Source organism: Peribacillus sp. TE19612, assembly GCF_056279465.1.
Genome location: NZ_JBWCCL010000024.1, coordinates 21,530 through 34,132 on the forward strand (window position 1 = coordinate 21,530; position 12,603 = coordinate 34,132).

Consider the following 12,603-nt stretch of genomic DNA (forward strand, 5'->3'; position numbering starts at 1 on the left):
GCTAGCCAGTTATTCGGCAGGAGTGTCGTAAATTCCTTCCATCCAATGAGGGCTTCTTCTCTATAAAAAGCAGGATTATTGTTTTTCAGGTATAAAATATGGGAACGTCCGATTTGGACGTTCCCGTTCTTATTCCATTAAAGCTCCCTATAATGGAATAACTGTAAAGCTAATGTAGCATTTTTAAAAGCTGCGTTTCTCTGGCCAAGCTCCTTGAATTTTACTAAGGAATACAATTTGCCCAATATGATATGCGTCGTGCATGGCTAAACTCTTCAGTTCAAGCACTAATGAATTATCTTCTCCCGGGACCTGTCTATACAAATCTTCATGTTCTGATTTTGCTAGTATTTTTCCAAGTTCACGATGAACATAAAAGTATTCTTGTTTTGTTTCTTTCCAATTTTCTAACGTCTCATTTGGTAAACAAAATGTAGATTCATTATTTTCTGCCTGTGGTTCATTCTCTGTTTCACCAAGAAACCGCATCAGAAATCTCTTTTCATAGAAAAGTAAATGACAAACTAATTCCCAAATGGAATTCATTGCCCCATCAGCTGGTTTCCAAATTGCCTGTTCAAAAGTAATATCCTCTAGCACTTTTTCAAGTGGTGGAAACCAGTCTTCTTCATCTAAGCAGCTTGCCCATTGTTGTAACAAAAGGGTCTTTACATCCATTCTCCATTCCCTCCCATTTAATCCCTTTAATAGATAATCCCTTTGGTCAACATTCATTTGCTACGTGTTTAGATAACTAACCAAGGTGTCATGCCAATTCCTTGTCCAATTAATCTGGCCCTTTAACGGAACAATGAACGTTCTGACATTTGGAAAATTCTGATAATATCAGTTTATCATAAGTTGTGTTGACTGAGAAAGAACAACTGACCATTTTGGGAATCGTTTTATATGTTTGATGGGGCTTACCAATTTCAAAGGTATTGGAAGAGACTTCGATTATTAGGAGCAAGACTCCTGCGGGAGAAGGGTGTACAGGGGAGACCCCACAGGCACTCGCTTTCCGAGGGCGGACCGCCCTCGGAAAGCGGGTGCCTGGAGCGTAGATCTAGTTTTAGAGCATGAACTTTTTGAACGTATCATCCACTTAGTCCATACCAAAAATTTTCCCATATATTCTGAATTCTAGGTTCCATATTCTCTTTACCATAATAAGAAAATTCCATGAATATCCCATCAATCAAACAGAAATAGGACATGATTAAGTTCTCGACTTTCCCCTGGCGTATTTCTTTTTTGTCGATTCCTTCGACAAAGATAGCATGTAAGATAGCGGAAAATGATTCTTCAGATCTAAGGAAACTTTCATTTAAGATGTGCTTCAAATGCTCCGGCGGGAAGATCATTGCCCTCTTTAAAAATGTTGCTTTATCTTCATGGTTTTTATAATAGTTACAAGTATCAAGAAGGATGTGTTTTAACTTTTCTTCAGAAGAGAGGGTATTTATCTCTTCGACAAATTGTTCGACCTGGTGTATATGCTCTTCCAGGATTTCTTCAAACAGACACAAGAAAAGGTCATCCTTATTTTTGAAATGGTTATAGATTGAGGGTTTTTGTATACCTACCCTCTTGGCAATTTCCGATAAAGCAGTTCCCTCATATCCGTACTTGGTAAAAAGAGTCAAGGAAATGTTTTTAATTTCATTTTTTGTCATAATGATCCTCCAAACTATCCAACGTCAGTTAATTTCATTATAAACTCATTTCCTTTTTTAAACTAAATATTTAACACCTTGGAACATGGTTCTTTCTCTAAAAGATAAGAATTAGAATATGCTTGATAAAGAAGTTTTTTCGCTTTTATACACAACTTTCCCATCGTTTATTGTAAGTTCCACTTTAGTTTTGAGCACTTCACTTTCTGGAATATCAAATAGATTTCTGTCTAAAACCACAAGGTCAGCAAGTTTCCCCTCTTCTATTGTACCTAGCTCGTGCTCCCTGAAACATCCATAGGCTGAGCCATATGTATATGCTTGCAATGCCTCTGCCAAAGTGAGCTTTTGTTCAGGGTGCCATGTGTTTTGTGAATCTCCACTACTATCCACTCTAGTAATCGCAGTATATATTTGGCGCATTGGATTTAATGAGATGGAAACCGGAAAGTCTGTTCCTAAAGCTAAAGATGCACCTGTATTTAATAGCGACTTCGTCAAGAACACATTTTTTTCCCTTTCAGGACCTATTATTGAAGAATATACCTCTCTTGATGAAGCAGCCATGTGATCAGGTTGCATCGAGGCAATGACCCCCAGTTTTGAAAAACGTTCAATGTCATCCGAATCGATTACTTCAATATGCTCGATTGTATGCCTTGAGTCTCTTTTTCCATTCTTGCGTAAAGCTTCTTCAAAAGCGTCTAAAGCTAAACGAATTGCCGCATCTCCAATAGCGTGAAACCTGATTCTAAATCCAAGTTCATCCGCTTTAACAACTCGATCAATCAATACTTCTGGATCTAGAGCTGGATGACCGCAAATATCCACTTGATCGGAGTAAGGTTTCAGGAAGTAAGCGGTATGACCCGTGACTGTTCCATCAACGAATTGTTTTAATCCTGAGAATTGTAGTTTCTTTGATTCATATTTATTTCTCAGTATTTGGGCTTTGTCCAAATTGCCATCCAATTCAGGAGTGATATGAAATCTAGTCGATAATTCTCCTTGCTTATCCAATTTCTCAAAAAGATCATAGTCTTGAAGGAAGTCATCTATTGGCGCAAACAAATCGTTTACAGAAGTAATTCCATATTGCGATAACAATCGTAAAAACTCTTTTAATATCGTTTCTTTTTTATTTTGTGTTAACCGTAATGCCTCTTTTAAAACGATTTGCTGGGCATCTTCATATAAAATCCCAGTAAGTAAACCATTCTTATCTCTTTCATAGCGACCAAAATCCGGATCACGTATTTCCTCAGTAACTCCTGCTAATTCCATGGCCTTACTGTTTACCCATGTATAATGACCTTCAGCATGAAAAAGAACGACAGGACGATCTGGAATGACAGCGTCAAGAATTTTATAATGGGGCTCTTGTTTATCATGCCAATAACCTGCGTCCCATTGCATGCCGATAATCCATTCTTCCCCAGGACATTCTTTAGAAAATTCCAGTACTTTTGCAGCCACTTCTTGAGCTGACCTGGCTTCAAATAAATTAATACTAGTTAAACTTAGTGCACTAAACATAATGTGGAGATGAAAATCATGAAATCCAGGCATAATCAATTGATTTCCATAGTTAAATACTTTTGTCCCACTTCCTATAAAAGGTTCAATCTCTGCTTTTGATCCTACACTCAGAATTTTGTCACCTAAGATAGCTATTGCCCCAGACATTGGCTCATGTGTAAGCCCTGTGAAAATAGCATCGCTGGAAAGTACAATATCCGCTTTTTTAATAGTCATGGAGTTTACCTCTTTTCATTCAAAATAATAAAACAGTAACTGATCATTGCACTAGTTTTACATCGAATTCTTCTTTTTGCTCTGCAAAATTCATTTCAGGAGGACGTTCCTTAAACATTTTTGTTAAGTACAATAAGTAAATGAACCCTACTGTCATCCAAGTGATTCCTAATGCTAATGAATGGATATCCAACTTTGTCATAAACCATATAGTTATGCCGGTGCCTATTAAGGGAAGAAGAACATATAAAATGATACTTTTAGGAGCTCTCTGCTTCTGTCTCACAAAATAATGGAAAAACACAGCAAGATTAACGAAGGTAAAAGCAAACAGTGCTCCAAAATTAATGAAAGAAGTAGCCGTTGCGATATCCAAAAATACGGCGCTCATTGCAATACAAGCAATGATCAAGATATTGAATATGGGCGTTTGAAATTTTGGAGAAACATATCCAAAAATCCGCTTAGGCAGAACATTATCTCTCCCCATTGCATACAAAATCCGGGCTCCGCTGCCTCCTGAAGCTATCGCAGAAGCAGTGGCGGATGTCACTACGACAGAAATGAACAAACTATTCAGAAAATTACCCCCGGTATAAATCATGATATCGACTATAGCTGTATCAGGGTTCTTAAAAGCATTGAAATTCGGGAAAATCGATTGAGCAAAATAGGTAGCTGCAACAAATAATAACCCTCCAATCAATGTCGTAGCATAAATAGCTTTAGGAAGTGTTTTTTTCGGATTTTTGGTTTCTTCTGCAAGTGTAGTAACCGCATCAAACCCAAGAAAACTAAAACATAATAAAGGTACAATCGAAAGCAGATTATTAATATTCACGTCTGGACTAAAAAAAGGATCCTTAGAAAACAACTCTCCGGTCCCTTTTCCTGCTAAAAGTCCATTTATGCAAAGCAGGCTGAAGATCATGATAAAAAGAAATTGAAATATCACCAAAAAGGTATTCACATTTGCAGCGACCTTAATCCCAAAAATATTAATCACTGTCACAGCAATGATAAAGGAAATGATAACGGCAACGATAGGAATACCAGGGAAGTAAGCATTCACCATAATCCCAAAAAGTAAAGCGCTGATCATAGGACTGAAAAGATAATCCAATAAAATCACCCATCCTACCAGAAAACCAAGGTGTGAGTTAATTCCTTTCTGCACAAAGGTATAAGCTGAACCGGTAGTGGGATATACCTGAACCATTTTTGCGTAACTATACGAAGTGAATAGCATGACAATTAACGCGATTATGTATGCTGTCGGAATCATTCCATGGGTACGGTCAATAGCGATGCCATATGTGCTAAAGACTGTCACAGGCGCCATAAAGGAAAGTCCAAATACAATTACATATCTTGTATTCAGTGAACGCTTAAGCTCGGGTAATCCTTTCATCGCAAAGAGCTGCCTCCTTTATTAAATAAATGGGCTGTTTTTAAGTTAAAGTGATTTTAATTATCTTCTTTCGCACCTAATGCTGCCAGGCTGGCAAATTCATGTACAAGTGTTGCCGCTAAAAGTGAAGTGATTTGACTTGGATCATATGAAGGCAGCACTTCAACCACGTCATATCCTATAAAGTTAAATTCAGTTAGGGAACGTATCATTTTTAATGTATCATAGCTGCTAAAACCACCTATTTCAGGAGTACCTGTTCCTGGGGCAAAAGAAGGATCAACGAAATCTATATCAAATGTCAAGAAACAAGGGGTGTTACCAATCGTTTTTCTAATCTCTTTCAAAACATCTTCAAATCCACGATTGGAAAGTTCACCAGTTGTAATCATGCGATAGCCTAAATCAAGGCTTGCCTGTAAATCTCCAGAGTGGTTTAGCGTGCCGCGGATTCCTATTTGAAACACTTTATCTGCCTGCAGTAAACCTTCTTCGTGGGCACGAATGAAAGGAGATCCATGCCAATATTTTTCCTCATAATATGTATCCCAGGTATCTGTATGGGAATCAAAGTGAATCATGGCTACAGGCCCATATACCTTTGCCGCAGCTCGTAAACTAGCTAAAGTAACAGAATGGTCTCCCCCTAATCCAATCGGTATGACACCTTTGGACATCAATTCATGAATGGATTCCTTCATTAGCTCATAGCTTCGATGAATATTATGGGGAATAACAGGGATATCGCCAATATCAATGGCGTTCATTTGTTCAAAAGGATATACATTATGAATCGGATGATAGGGAAACAGGGTCATGGATGATTGGCGAATGGCTTGAGGAGCAAACCTGGCTCCTACCCGAAAAGAAGCTGCTGTATCAAAAGGCATACCTACAATTGCCAGCTTTGCATCATGCTTTTGAGAAGGTAAACGCATAAAACTTCCTGTTGTACAAAACTCTGGCTTAACATCGGGTGTAAGTGGATATTTCATAAGTATCATCTCCTGGTTTTAAATAAAAGTCTTTTCATATGAATTTACAAACACAAGGTGTAATCGCTTACAAACTATGATTCAGTGGATTACTTTTTATGTCTAACACCTACTTTTCCGCACTATATTAACTAACGGTAGTTAGTATTAAACCAAATATAAACATAGTTGTAAAAAAAGTCAAACTATTTTTTATAGTCGAATTGTCTATTTCATAATACTAAAAAAACGTTCCAGGTGATTCCGGAAATCCGCTCCCCTTCCGCTGACTGTCTGCCAAGCCTCCTCGACGCAAGCGTCTGTGGGGTCTCGACTAGCCAGTATTTCGGCAGGAGTGCCGCAAATTTCTTCCATCCATTAAGGATTACTGTAAAAAACCATGAAAGATCATCTAGTCTTAAACTTGGTTCTGATGAGCCGGCATACGGTTTTTTCTTAAATTACATTTCAGTTGATTCCAGAAACCCGCTCCCTTTCCGCCGACTGTCTGCCAAGCCTCCTCGACGTAAACGTCTCCGGGGTCTCAGCTAGCCAGTTACTCGGCAGGAGTGTCGCAAATTTCTTACATCCTTTATGGATTACTGTAAAAAACCATGAAGGATCACCTAGTTGATTGGAACGAAAGGTGCGAGACTCCTGCGGGAAAAGCGCGTCGAGGGGAGACATCACAGGCGCAAGGCGCCGAGGAGGCTTCCCGACCGCCCGCGGAAAGCGAGTGCCTGTAGTGGAAATCGACGGTCGAGGAGTTCTATAAACTGAGACAAAGTAAAAAATGACACCTGAGCTTCTAATAGAATTTTATACTAGTTTCTTAACAGATAGACCCGCCTTAGTTACGTTGATCATTTTTCTGAACTTTGGCGATTATTAGTAATATCAATGGCAGCAGAAACCCGAATGTCATGGCATAAAACGGCCAGATTTCTGCAATGAATTTGTTATAATGGACAATATTCGGTGTCATCATCAGAGTAAAGGCGATCAATAGGATACCAAACGGAAAAACCAGAGGACGATAATCTTGCAATTTTAACGTTTGGGCCGTACCTAAAACGGTCACATAAAAAAACAAACTAAATCTAATAAAAATTGTGATGAACCATATTATGGCTATTATTGCTTCCAGCCGCGTCAAGAAATCAGCGATTTTTATTTTCTTTGCCAACATATAGATTGGATAATTTTGTCTTATCGTTGATTCGGAACCAAGTACAAGAATGGCTAACATGGTTATAATGATCAAAACACTTCCAGCCAACAATTGACCGACAAAAAGGCTTTTTCTTATTCTGTCTTTTTGACTTACGAACGGGAGGATCATTAGAATCGCAACCGGTTCAATAAACGGAAAAACAATAAATGGTATAGAACCCCGTATAACCTGTTTCATTCCCCCCTCCCATACGGGTTGCAGGTTTTGAAATTTAATCTCAGTAAGCAGAAGAATTATCAAGGTTGATATAAGTAATAAAACATAGGGGAAAAATATTTCCGCGCTTCGGGCCAAAGGTTCCAAACCAAGACGCGCGGCCATGAGGACGACACTCATAAAAAGAATCATGATCACTTGAATTGGAGTATCAGGCATAATATGACTTATCATAAAATCCCCAATTTCATTCAAATAAGTCGCTGTGGTTATAAAAAAGTAGCTTATAAAAAGAAGAGAAATAGCCATTCCCAGCCACTTCCCCAGGATTTTTTGGCTGTATTCCACTAATGTTAAATCAGGATAGCATTTCCTTAAGGCCTCATATATCAAAACAATCAATAACGGTGCTATTGCCACGCTTATCATGCCCGAAATCCAAGCATCTTGTTCAGCTTCGGAAGCGACAATGGAGGGAATGACTAAAATAGAATCTCCAAGCGTATATAGAATCACTAATATCATCAGTTGACGGCTTCCGATTTTACCCTTCTCGAGCATTTTCATAAGTTCCTTTCACGACAAAACGGTAAGTTATAAACAAAAGGCAGAAATTCTGATTCCATAACCATTATTGACAGAAGAAGAATATACAAACCCTGCTGAGTACAAGTTATTTTTTTGCCACTGCAAGCCGCACTCGCCAATTTGGAAAATCAGAAATAATTTGTTTTATTAATCCTGACTCCCCTTGATAGGAAAAACTTTAGAGCTTCGATTTACTTTTTAAGAATTCCGCCTTATTCCGGGAATATAGCTGCCCCTATAGCTCCTTTATTGAAATAAAGTACTTATTAGTTTAAGTACTTGTTCAGAATGAGAAAAAAGGCGTCCCGGTTCTGCAGAAACGCCTATTATTATAAATTCCTCTCTAACAAAATCCCCAATTGTTCTGCCAAGACTTGGGGTGGATCAGGTATTCCATTCATGAAATACGATTCTACTATCCCTACAATAGCTACTCCAAAAAATTGAACGATAACTTCCTTACTCAATCCTTGATTTTTCCCTTCGTTTACATCTACTTCATTCTTTACTTCTTCAACGACAAGCTCAAGAAAGCTACTGCGAAAAAAAGGTGCCCCTTTGTCTGCCAACATGGTTGAAAAGAAGGAATAATGACTTTCAAAGTATTCAAACCAAATGAGAAGAGCATCTGTAAAACTCAATTCTGTTGAGGATTCACAAAGTTTTCTTAGTTCGTTAATATGTTCTTCAATGAGCTTATCGAGCAGATCAAGTTTATCCAAGTAATGAGAGTAAATGGTTCTTCGGCCAACATTCGCTTTGTCGGCAATATCCTGTATCGTAATCTGATCAAAATTCTTTTCAGACATCAGCTCAATAAAAGCTTTTTTTATTGCTTCTTGAGATTTGAGTATTCTTCTATCCACGTTAGACATTGTGAGAGTCACCAAACTTTCTTGAAAAACCTTGTGCTATAAGGTACAGCCGTTCTCCTAAAAGTACTGGGAAAACGGCTTTATTCTTAATGATACCAAGCTTCTGTTTTTTTTAAAACACGTGTTGGATGCTACTTTCTTATTTCTTAAAGATTCTTGCCAAAGAACTCTGTTAACTTAGTTACAGCTTGATCTACATATTCTGGGATATCATACATAGCAATATGCGTTGCACCTTCAACCCAGAACACTCCTTTGGTCCATTCGAAGATTCATGGAATTGTTTGCTGTAACCGCGTGTGTCAGCCTCGGTTCCTACAATCAATAACATAGGTTGAGTCAGATAGGTGCTAATTTGGCTTGATGCCGAGAATGCCATGAGCTTGTCAACGCTTGTAAATAGGAATCGATTTGGAGAATTAGGGTGCTGTGCTCTAGGCGTTCTATAGTAGTCAAAAGCTTCACGCATAAGCACAGGTGTATTTTCATCAATTTCTTCAAGCGTATCAGGCGCATAAGTAAGGAAATGCGCATCTGTTCCATTTGCTTCTGCAGTACGCTGCTTAGCAACCGCCTCAAGTGTTTGTAATTGTGTTTCAATGCTGCCTTCTCCTCGGAACATAGCACCGATGTCCACCGCACTTACAGTCGCTACTGCCTTGATGCGGCGTTCAGTTGAAGCTGCAGCTACTGCATAACCGCCACCTGCACAAATACCAAGTGCCCCAATCTTTTCTTGGTCAATATACGGAAGAGTCGTCAAATAATCCACCGCACAACGCACGTCTTCTACTCTGGCATTCGGATCTTCAAGCAAACGTGGTTCTCCGTCGCTCTCTCCCTGATGAGATGCGTCAAATGCTAACGCAACAATACCATTGTCAGAAAGCTTTTGTGCATATGTCCCTGCAGTCTGTTCTTTTACTCCACCACCGGGATGTATAACAACAATCCCGGAATATTTTTTGCTTTCGTCAAATCCCTCTGGCAAATAAAGGTTACCTGCCATCTTTAAATATCCATTTTTAAACTTTACTGATTTTTTCATGTTTTTTCCCCTTTTTTATAAAGAATTCGATGTCCCAAGAATAAACTGCACGCATGTGCAATAAGGAGCATCTGTGCAACATTATAAACGGGAGCAGGATATCTTCAATGACCAATTGAATACGATTCGTGCGTTAGTGCACAATTTGAGTGAAATTGTGTAATATACCTTCATCCATTATTCTGACATTTTATAAAATGAAATAAAAAAAAGACCTTATTCAGGTCTCAGATTGTATACAAATTCAGAAATCGAGTTTGCTTTCAGCTTTTTTCTTTAGAAAATGTTCCAGTTGTTTTCAGAAACCCGCTCCACAAAAACCGAAGTTTAATTATTATTTTCCCTGTTTCTTTTTCCTTCAAAATATATAGATGCCGCAAGAATAATGATTGCAATTGATACAATGCCAGATAACCAAGATAAGTCCATATCCGAGATATACTTAACCAAATTAATTATAGGAAGCATGAATATGAAAATTAGTAATAAAACATCCTTTTTGTTTTGTTTCCTTTTTTCAAAGAACAATCCCAGTATTTTTTCAACCATTCTAAACACCTCCTTCACTGTTCCCTGCCAAATAGACAGCAAAATTCAATTAAAGTCCGCCATCTAAACCGTCAATTTTTATCCCTCTGCTCCAATCACGGGTGACTTTTAATTCATTATCTATGATGGTTATCGTGAGCTCTCCTTCTTTCTCATAAATCTTGGATGAATTCTCGTCATAAATCTTAAATACAGTTGTGTATGTGTAATCTACTGTGCCATCTTCATTTATGCTTTGTTCTTCAAGCTTCACACTTTGCACTTCAATGCTTTTATTGATTTCTTTGGCTACCAGTGCAGGCATTGAATAAAAACGGTTAAGAATTTGGGCATTATATTCATCTTCTGATAAATATCCTTTAATATTACCTGCAATTTCATCAAAGGTTGGAGGATTGGCTGGATCATTAATGGTATATCGTGCAGTATAATAGCCTTTAAATAACTTTTCTGCCTCTCCCAATTTGACCACATTTCCCTCTTTAACAAGGCTCCTCTCTGTAATTTCACCTTTTTCTTTGACCACTTCCTTGTTACATGCACCTATACATGAAAACACTGCGATAAACAACAAAAAGCTAAGAAAATTATTAATTTTTGCACCCTCATTTCCGTTTAAATTTCATTTGTTCAAAATGAATTTCATTAGTATGAGCAGCTCTTAGATGTTCAAAATAAGGTTAGGGCGGACCACTGATATCAAGGTAAATAATAAAAAACAAAAAATATATTGAAATATCAATTTAATTTAGTTATAATACGATACGGTCTTAGTATTACTGTGTATATAATTTTTAGAAAATTTAATAATTTTCTAAAATAGCAAATTTTGGTTTTTTCGGAGGGTTTATTTTGTCTAATAAGGTTCCATCTTCATTTATAGTAGTGATTGGTTTCATGTTATTTGCCCTTTTCTTCGGTGCAGGGAATTTAATTTTCCCGCCAATGCTTGGTCAATCGGCAGGTATGAATATCTGGTCGGCTAATGCAGGGTTTTTGGTCACAGGAGTAGGATTACCGTTACTTGGTGTGCTGGCACTCGGTTTTTCTGGAAAAGATGACTTACAATCATTAGCGAGCCGTGTCCATCCAGTCTTTGGTATTGTATTCACAACCATTCTTTATTTAGCCATTGGTCCATTATTCGCAATGCCTAGAACAGGAAACGTTTCTTTTGAGATCGGTGTAAAACCTTTTTTGCCTGAAGATCCAGGTCCATTGCCTTTACTTATTTTCACCATCATCTTTTTTACAGTTTCATGCCTTCTTTCGCTCAATCCCGCGAAAATTGTCGAAATTGTGGGGAAAGTTTTGACACCCATCAAGTTGACGTTCATTGGAATCCTGGTGGTAGTCGCTTTCGTTAATCCAATTGGAGATTTTGAAGCACCTGCCGAGCACTATATGGTTCAACCATTTTTCAATGGGTTCAGAGAAGGATATTTAACCATGGATACTCTTGCATCTTTTGTTTTTGGCATCATCATCATTAATGCCATCAAAGAAAAAGGTGCCAAAACAAAAAAACAAATCATGATCGTTTGTGGAAAAGCGACTGCCATTGCGGCCGTTATCCTTGCTACCATTTATACAGCTCTCTCTTATATGGGTGCTTCAAGCGTTGGGGAACTTGGACGCTTGGATAATGGAGGCATTATCTTGGCGAAAGTCTCGGATTACTACTTTGGATCATATGGCGGGCTATTATTGGGATTAATGATCACAGTAGCTTGTATAACGACGAGCGTAGGACTCATTACCTCTTGCTCGACGTACTTCCATAAACTATTTCCAAGTCTGCCTTACAAAACGATTGCCATAAGTTTATCCATATTCAGTGCAATCATTGCCAATATTGGACTAACCGAGTTAATTGCCATTTCAGTACCGGTTATGACAGCCATTTATCCATTAGCCATTGTTTTGATCTTCCTAACATTTCTTCATTCCTTATTTAAGGGAAGACCTGAGGTTTATCAAGGCAGCTTACTTTTAACATTCATCGTCAGTCTATTTGATGGATTAAATGGAGCAGGTGTACACATTACATTCATCAATGATTTCTTCACTGCAATACTTCCTATGTATGAAGCTGGGCTTGGGTGGATCGTCCCTGCCATTGTTGGAGGATTCATTGGGTATGCAAGCAGCGTCTTAAAGTCGAAATTCGGTCATAATCACCAAATAGATTAAATGATATAAAAGTCAAGACATATAAACTGTAGACGAACTCGAAGATTAGCGAGTTGATCTGACCCAATAAAGTTAGACATATAATTTAAGCAGCTTCTAAGACCTGAGTTCGGTATTCTATCGGACTCAGGTCTTTTAATTTTA

At 38.1% G+C, this 12,603-nt stretch carries 10 protein-coding genes and 1 pseudogene; 1 reads left to right on the top strand and 10 read right to left on the bottom strand.

The features are described from left to right. Nucleotides 1–183 precede the first annotated feature (183 nt). From ACZ9AO_RS25060 to ACZ9AO_RS25105, 10 genes and pseudogenes are all read right to left on the bottom strand, one after another. Nucleotides 184–678 (bottom strand): DinB family protein, encoded by a 495-nt coding sequence (locus tag ACZ9AO_RS25060; protein WP_251543882.1) that lies wholly within the window; start codon nt 676–678, stop codon nt 184–186. 419 nt (nt 679–1,097) lie between these two features. Beyond that, nucleotides 1,098–1,676 (bottom strand): TetR/AcrR family transcriptional regulator, encoded by a 579-nt coding sequence (locus ACZ9AO_RS25065; RefSeq protein ID WP_048680032.1) that lies wholly within the window; start codon nt 1,674–1,676, stop codon nt 1,098–1,100. Nucleotides 1,677–1,787: 111 nt separating this feature from the next. Further along, nucleotides 1,788–3,431, bottom strand: a complete 1,644-nt coding sequence (locus tag ACZ9AO_RS25070; RefSeq protein WP_476111051.1) for an amidohydrolase — start codon at nt 3,429–3,431, stop codon at nt 1,788–1,790. Nucleotides 3,432–3,474: 43 nt separating this feature from the next. Further along, a complete protein-coding gene (locus ACZ9AO_RS25075; RefSeq protein WP_476111053.1) occupies nt 3,475–4,842 on the bottom strand; it encodes an APC family permease in 1,368 nt (455 codons plus the stop codon). A 56-nt stretch (nt 4,843–4,898) separates the two neighbouring features. Then, a complete protein-coding gene (gene speB, locus ACZ9AO_RS25080) occupies nt 4,899–5,837 on the bottom strand; it encodes an agmatinase (RefSeq protein WP_476111055.1) in 939 nt (312 codons plus the stop codon). Nucleotides 5,838–6,666: 829 nt separating this feature from the next. Then, nucleotides 6,667–7,767: a GerAB/ArcD/ProY family transporter gene (locus tag ACZ9AO_RS25085; protein ID WP_476111057.1), complete on the bottom strand. Its 1,101-nt coding sequence runs from the start codon at nt 7,765–7,767 to the stop codon at nt 6,667–6,669. A 356-nt stretch (nt 7,768–8,123) separates the two neighbouring features. Beyond that, a complete protein-coding gene (locus tag ACZ9AO_RS25090; protein ID WP_476111059.1) occupies nt 8,124–8,669 on the bottom strand; it encodes a TetR/AcrR family transcriptional regulator in 546 nt (181 codons plus the stop codon). Nucleotides 8,670–8,815: 146 nt separating this feature from the next. After that, nucleotides 8,816–9,717, bottom strand: a pseudogene (locus tag ACZ9AO_RS25095) (alpha/beta hydrolase). A 327-nt stretch (nt 9,718–10,044) separates the two neighbouring features. Next, nucleotides 10,045–10,266, bottom strand: a complete 222-nt coding sequence (locus ACZ9AO_RS25100) for a hypothetical protein (protein WP_251543874.1) — start codon at nt 10,264–10,266, stop codon at nt 10,045–10,047. A 49-nt stretch (nt 10,267–10,315) separates the two neighbouring features. Beyond that, complete coding sequence (locus tag ACZ9AO_RS25105) at nt 10,316–10,792, bottom strand: hypothetical protein (protein WP_251543871.1); 477 nt, start codon at nt 10,790–10,792, stop codon at nt 10,316–10,318. Nucleotides 10,793–11,118: 326 nt separating this feature from the next. Here ACZ9AO_RS25105 and brnQ point away from each other — a divergent pair, with 326 nt between their 5' ends. Continuing rightward, nucleotides 11,119–12,459 carry a branched-chain amino acid transport system II carrier protein gene (gene brnQ, locus ACZ9AO_RS25110; RefSeq protein ID WP_323598534.1) on the top strand — a complete coding sequence of 447 codons (1,341 nt, stop codon included), beginning with the start codon at nt 11,119–11,121 and terminating at the stop codon, nt 12,457–12,459. Nucleotides 12,460–12,603 lie beyond the last annotated feature (144 nt).

Coding starts and splice junctions, on each gene's coding strand:
- ACZ9AO_RS25060 (WP_251543882.1), bottom strand. CDS start 678: ATGGATGTAAAGACCCTTTTGTTACAACAATGGGCAAGCTGCTTAGAT.
- ACZ9AO_RS25065 (WP_048680032.1), bottom strand. CDS start 1,676: ATGACAAAAAATGAAATTAAAAACATTTCCTTGACTCTTTTTACCAAG.
- ACZ9AO_RS25070 (WP_476111051.1), bottom strand. CDS start 3,431: ATGACTATTAAAAAAGCGGATATTGTACTTTCCAGCGATGCTATTTTC.
- ACZ9AO_RS25075 (WP_476111053.1), bottom strand. CDS start 4,842: ATGAAAGGATTACCCGAGCTTAAGCGTTCACTGAATACAAGATATGTA.
- speB (WP_476111055.1), bottom strand. CDS start 5,837: ATGAAATATCCACTTACACCCGATGTTAAGCCAGAGTTTTGTACAACA.
- ACZ9AO_RS25085 (WP_476111057.1), bottom strand. CDS start 7,767: ATGCTCGAGAAGGGTAAAATCGGAAGCCGTCAACTGATGATATTAGTG.
- ACZ9AO_RS25090 (WP_476111059.1), bottom strand. CDS start 8,669: ATGTCTAACGTGGATAGAAGAATACTCAAATCTCAAGAAGCAATAAAA.
- ACZ9AO_RS25100 (WP_251543874.1), bottom strand. CDS start 10,266: ATGGTTGAAAAAATACTGGGATTGTTCTTTGAAAAAAGGAAACAAAAC.